A 3976-nucleotide genomic window follows, 5' to 3' on the forward strand; every position below is an offset into this window, starting at 1 on the left:
AGACTTCGAATATCCGCCTACCGCGCTCCTACCGCACCGGCGGCGCCAGCAGCGCATCAACGTCGGCGTTGCGGTCGACCGTCAGTTTACCATCGACCAGTTTCAGTTCGGCGACCTGGATCACCGTGCGCTGGTTCCAGTGCGGGTCCTCGGGCTTCTCGGCGCCCTGGTGGACGAAGTAGTAGATAAACGCCCGGTCGCCCGACACCACCACATCGGGATGCTGGCCCTTTGCGCGGTCGGTCGGATTCATACCGGGCTCAGCCAGGATAAAGCCGTCCTGTTGCACCCAGGTCGTGGCGTCGTCAGAGCTCAGGACCGCTAGGCCCTTCCACGCATCGAAGACCATCCAGTATTTCCCGGCAAGGCGGAACACTTTCGGGCCCTCGCCGCGGGTCTCGCTGACCGGTGTATCCCCTACCCGCTTCCAGGTCTTCATATCCGCGCTGTCGGCCGCCATGATGCGCGAGCCCACCGTCTCGTCCTTGTACCACAGACGATATGTGTCCCCGACCTTGATGACGGCGGCGTCGATGATCCGGCCGATGTCGAGTTCGACGTCACCGGCGCAGGACCACGTCTTCAGATCCGGACTGGTCAGATGGACGATGCGGCTGGTGGCGCCGGGCTGACCCCAGCGGTTGAAGATGCCCGGCACGATGGTCAGCCACATGTGGTAGCCCTCGCCGTCCCGGTCTTCGCCGCGGAAGACCTCAGGTGCCCACAAGGTCGTGCCGGTGCATTGTGCGGGAAACACCGCCGTGCCGCTATAGTCCCAGCTCAGGCCGTCGGCGGAGGTCGCCACACCGATCGGCGTGGCATGGACCCAGGCGACGTCCTTCAGGTCGGGCGCCTTCACGGTGGCGCGACGGTTGGTGTAGAACATGGTCCAGCGCGCCTGAGCGTCATCCCAGACGATCGAGACATCGGCGGCGCCGTCGTACACCGGGTCGCGGTAGAGCGGCTTTTGCGCCACCTTCAGGGCCGGCGCCCAGGTGAAGCGCACGCCGTCCTTGCCGTCCGACTGCGGGCCGGGGCTGTCGGCGACGACTGCGCCGGTTTGGGGATCGATGCGCAGGAAGCGGTTGGTGACCAGCGACATCAGGGCTAGTTCGCCGGTCGGGGTTTCAATCCACTGGAAGCTCTGTGCCGTGCCCGGTTTGCCGGTTTTGAGACTGACCGCGCCATCGGCGGCTACGGTCAGGAAGGCGTCCCCGAACTTCAGGGCGGCACGGCCCAGCTTCATATCGACCACCGCGACATCAGCCGGGGCACCGCGGTTGGGTTTGCCATCGGTCACGCCCAGACCGGTCGGCGCCGCCCATGAGGTCAGGCGGATCGATTGGCCATAGGGGATGGGCTTCATCAGACCGCGCGGATGGGGTTCGTAGACATCGATCGAGTCGAAATCGGCATAGCCACCTTCGGCGCGGCGGGTGTTGTAGGCGAACAGCGAATAGCGCACGCCCTGAAAGGTGATCAGTTGGAATGCCATGGTGAAGGGCTCGCCGGTGGGCAGCCAGGTTTCGCCATCGGTCGAGTAGGAAAACCGCGCGATTTCGGTCATGAAGTCGGCTTCGGCGCGCAGCCAGACCTTGGTGGCGTCGATCTTCACCCGTGTCGTGGCATTGGTGTATTCGTTGAACTGGACCAGGAAGAGCCCGTCGTCGCCGCGTTCAACGCCGATCCAGGCATAGGGCTTGTTGGTCAGGGCCAGGCCAGCGACGTCGCCGGGCTTCAGGCCCGCGGCATCCAGCACGGCGGTCGGGGTCGATTGCGGCCCGATGGCGCGCTGGGTCAAGGTGTTGCGCGCCGTCCAGAAATCCGCCGCCGACAGGGTATGCAGGCGCAGGTGCCCCGGACGCTCGGTCAGCGACCATTTGGCATCGACCGGAACGTGGCTCCATTGCCAGACGGGTTTCAAGGTGGCGCCGGCAAAGTCGTCACTGCGTTCGTACGGCATGTGCGGCGCGACCTTGTACTTTGTTTTGGGCTTCACCCAGGTGCGCGGATTGCGCGTCAGGTTGCCGGGCAGGCCGAAATAGGGCCAGCCGTCCTTCCAGGTGATGGGGGCCAGGGCCGTCAGGCGACCGACGGAGTTGTAGTCCATCATCGAAAAGCCCCACCACTCGCCTTCGGGGGTCTGGACCAGGCCGCCCTGGTGCAGCGACATGCGGCCATTGGGCGCCGGGTTACCGGGGTGGATGCGCAGGAAGGGCTGACGGCCGCCGACTCTGTTGCCTTCGGCCAGGCCGAAATCCTCATCGATGCTGATCGCCTGATTGACGTCGTAGGGTCCCCAGATGGTGTCGGCGCGCGCCGCCGGCATGCGCATGCGGCCGTCGAACCAGGCCGAGGTGATGTAATATTTGCCGTTCAGTTTATAGAAATGGACGCCCTCGCCCATGCCGGCGCTGTGGGGGATGATCTCGCGCTCGGTGCCGGGGACAATGTCGGACAATTCGGCGTTCAGCTCAGCCATCCGGATGCCCTGGTAGCCCCAGATAATGTAGGCCTTGCCGCCGTCGAACAGCACCGACAGGTCGTGGAAGGACCGCTTCATCTGGGCGTGGGTCCACGGGCCTTTCGGGTCGGTGGCGGTGAAGAGCTGGGTCGTCTGGCCGTTGACATTGCTGAAGATATAGTACTTGCCGTCGTGATAGCGGAAGGTCGGCGCCCAGATGCCCTGGCCGTAGACACCCTTGCCGTCTTCAAGGCGAAAGCCAGGCCCCAGGTCCAGCTTGGGGCTGACATAGGTCAGGAACGTCCAGTTGACCAGATCTTTGGAGTGCAGGAGCGGCAGGCCCGGCATGGAATGCATGGTGGTGCCGGTGAGGTAATAGTCGTCGCCGACACGGATCATATCGGGGTCGGAAAACTCGTCGTAAAACAGCGGATTGGTGAAGGTGCCGTTGCCATTATCGGCTGTCCAGGTCGTTGGCCAGGTGGTGGGCGTTTCCTGGGCATACGCGGTGGTGATACCGGCCAGGCCGAGACCGACGACGATGACCAGTCCGGCGATGAACGAACGCATGAGATTTTCCTACCTGTGGCATTATGATTATTATGTCGGACAATTACATAACGCGACGAGGCGAGGATGAGCAAGGGAATTTGTGCGGGTTTGCGGGTCTGTGGAGCGTTTGGAAAAAAGTTTTATGCGGTTGTTGACGCGTCAAAACTTTCTGACTATAGGTCGCCGCCTCCGGTCTAGGCCGGGGACCGCAGACCTAGAGACGTGCCCAGGTGGCGGAATTGGTAGACGCGCTGGCTTCAGGTGCCAGTGATGTAACAGTCGTGAAGGTTCGAGTCCTTTCCTGGGCACCATCTGCTTGAAGCGCTAAAGCGCTTATCCCTTACAGCCGATCTTCCGCGCCGCGTTGAACATTTTCGCGATCACTGTGGGATGGGCGATGTTATCGAAACCGATATCACGCAAAGGCAGACCGCGGCGGCGAAAACCCCGCCTGAGGGGAGACGTGAGCAGAGCGCGGCAAAAGCCGGTGGGTAGTGCCGGGGCAGACGTCCGGACGTCTGCCTGTTGATTTTGCTGTGCCCAGCGCTCGTCCGCTCCCCTCAAACGGGAAGTTGGAAATTTTTGATTCACAATGTCAAAGGCCGTCTCGGGAGCCACCAAACGCAGTCGCGTGCGGGTCGAGGCGGGGAATACGGCTCATATGAGCCTCCCGTTCACTGGCCATACACCGGCTAGCCTCGAAAAGTGTCCGCACCTCGAAAACGTTCAGTGGCAGGTGACGACGCAGACGTCTCATTACCGTCGAGCGAAATGTATTAAAACTACATTACAAAGTCAAGCGCAAAATGTGTTATACATACATTTTCGACGGTCGCGAGCCATCAAGCAACCAGAGGAATTTAAGGTGGTTACGACCATTCTTCTGCAACTCATCGAACGGCTGGCCGAATGAGGTCGAAGCAAGGTCAGTAAGAATTTGACCACGAACGGCACGAACAA

General features: G+C 61.8%; 1 protein-coding gene and 1 tRNA gene. One reads left to right on the top strand and one right to left on the bottom strand.

The window, feature by feature from the left end; genetic code table 11:
* Positions 1-28: 28 nt before the first annotated feature.
* Positions 29-3034, bottom strand: coding sequence for a family 43 glycosylhydrolase (locus ABI_RS14955; RefSeq protein WP_006273874.1), 3006 nt, complete (start codon positions 3032-3034; stop codon positions 29-31).
* Between the two features lie 206 nt (positions 3035-3240).
* Here ABI_RS14955 and ABI_RS14960 point away from each other — a divergent pair.
* Positions 3241-3327 (top strand) — tRNA-Leu (locus ABI_RS14960).
* Positions 3328-3976: the final 649 nt, after the last annotated feature.

The sequence above is a fragment of the Asticcacaulis biprosthecium C19 genome (genome assembly GCF_000204015.1).
Classification (GTDB): domain Bacteria; phylum Pseudomonadota; class Alphaproteobacteria; order Caulobacterales; family Caulobacteraceae; genus Asticcacaulis; species Asticcacaulis biprosthecius.